The sequence below is a fragment of the Chitinophaga sp. genome, from assembly GCF_035564935.1.
Classification (GTDB): Bacteria; Bacteroidota; Bacteroidia; order Chitinophagales; family Chitinophagaceae; genus Chitinophaga.
Genome location: NZ_DATMTE010000955.1, coordinates 1 through 2226 on the forward strand (window position 1 = coordinate 1; position 2226 = coordinate 2226).

The following is a 2226-nucleotide window of genomic DNA, read 5'->3' on the forward strand; positions in this document are numbered from 1 at the left end:
ATCAAATCAGTGTAATCAGTTTAATCCTGAGTCAGACAACATCCGCTGTATTTAAAAAGCAAAATCAATGAAATCATCAAAATCAGCGTAATCAGCGTTCCAAGACAAAATTCGCGCGTATCTTTGCGTGATGGCAATCAATTTAGAAGCATACCACGAAGTACTCGACCGGCTAAAACCATTTCACGCCCGGCTGGTAGCCGTTTCCAAAACGAAACCGGCAGAGGATATTGCTGCGTTCTATGCAGCAGGACAAAGGATCTTCGGCGAAAACTACGTACAGGAACTTACAGAAAAACAAGCGCTTTTACCGGCAGACATAGAATGGCATTTTATTGGTCACCTGCAATCCAATAAAGTGAAGTTCATTGCGCCGTTTGTACATACCATTCATGCCGTAGACAGTTTAAAACTGCTGCAGGAAATCAATAAACAGGCGGCCAAACATCAACGGATCATTCATTGCCTGTTACAGGTGCACATTGCGGCAGAAGAAACAAAGTTTGGCATGGATGCACAGGAGTTGCAGCAACTGTTGCAAGCTTACCAGGCCAATCCACCCGCTTTTGCACAGGTGCGCATTGCCGGCATGATGGGTATGGCTACCAACACCACCAACGAAACACAGATCCGCGAAGAGTTCCACCAGCTCCATGAATTATTCGGGTCCGTTAAAACCACTTACTTTAACAACGAACCGTATTTTAAAGAACTGTCCATTGGCATGAGCGCCGACTATCACCTTGCCCTGAAGGAAGGGAGTACCCTGGTGCGTATCGGCAGCCTGCTTTTTGGAGAAAGGAACTATTCAAAATTGTAATCTTATGAGAAAATTATCCATCTTCCTCGCAGGTATAGGCCTGGCTTTCAGTGCCTGTAACACCGGCCATACCGCTAAAAGTATTGCCAATGGTGTGTGGCAGGCCAAACTGCATCGCAACGATGGCGCAGATATCGTTTTTAATTTCGAAGTAAAAGATACCGCTGGCAAAAAAGTGCTTTACGTACTCAATGCAACAGACAAATTACTGGTAGACGAAGTTACTGTAACAGGCGATTCCCTCCTGATCAAAATGCCTTTCTTTGATTCGGAGTTCAAGGCAAAGCTTAACTCCGACAGCGCCGCGGAAGGCCTCTGGATCAGGCACCTGGCCGATAAGGATGTAAGCATTCCTTTCTCCGCAGTAGCAGGCAAAGCGGAACGCTTCTCGGTTGCCACACCCGCCACAGCTAATGTGTCGGGCCGCTGGGTAACGCAGTTCGTATCTTCAAAAGATAAGGACAAAGCGCCTTCCACCGCTATCGGTGAGTTCAAACAATCCGGTAACACCGTACACGGCACCTTCCTCACCACTACCGGCGATTACCGCTTCCTCGACGGCGTTGTAGACGGCGATAGCCTCCGCCTTTCCACCTTCGACGGCTCCCATGCTTACCTCTTTACCGCCCGCGTGGAGAAAGACAGCATCACAGGCGGCCGCTTCTTTGCCGGCATCGGCGACGGGCTGGAATACTGGTCGGCCGTGAAAAACGACACCGCCAAACTCCCCGATGAAAGGACCATTGCCACCATGAAACCCGGTCAGCAACAACTGGACTTCACTTTCCCCGATCTCAACGGCAATAAGGTGAGTATCAAAGACGACCGCTTCAAAAATAAAGTGGTCATCATTACCCTCATGGGTTCCTGGTGCCCTAATTGTATGGACGAAACCGGCTTCCTCAGCAAATGGTACGAAAAGAACAAAGACCGCGGCGTAGAAGTGATAGGGCTCGCCTACGAACGCACTACCGATTTTGATAAGTCGAAACGTGCCCTGGAAGGCTTCCTGAAACGCTTTGACGTACACTACCCGGTGCTGATCACCGGTGTAACGCCCGCCGATCCCGAAAAAGGAGAGAAAACACTCCCGCAGCTTACCGGTATCAAAGGCTTTCCTACTACCATCTTCATTGATAAAAAGGGAAACGTACAGGAGGTGCATACCGGCTTCTCCGGCCCCGGAACAGGGGAACATTATGAACAATTCCAGGCCGACTTTAACCGGCTGGTTTCCAATATGCTGGATGCAAAGTAGTACAGATCAAGTCCACCTCATGTCCACCTTCTGTCCACGCTGAAAGCATGAACTAAGTATGGCCCAGGCAGGTGCAAGGCAACTGCCTGGTAGCAGCTGAGTATTGACAGTGTAATCAGTGTAATCAGTTTAATCCGGAGTCAGACAA

Annotated in this window: 2 protein-coding genes; both read left to right on the plus strand. The window is 49.1% G+C overall.

Going from position 1 to position 2226, the window contains the following annotated elements; genetic code table 11:
- Window positions 1-130 precede the first annotated feature (130 nt).
- Entirely contained in the window at window positions 131-820 is a 690-nt protein-coding gene (locus VN105_RS24730) for a YggS family pyridoxal phosphate-dependent enzyme (RefSeq protein WP_325645275.1), read from the plus strand.
- A 4-nt stretch (window positions 821-824) separates the two neighbouring features.
- Entirely contained in the window at window positions 825-2078 is a 1254-nt protein-coding gene (locus tag VN105_RS24735; RefSeq protein WP_325645277.1) for a TlpA disulfide reductase family protein, read from the plus strand.
- The last annotated feature ends 148 nt before the right edge of the window (window positions 2079-2226 follow it).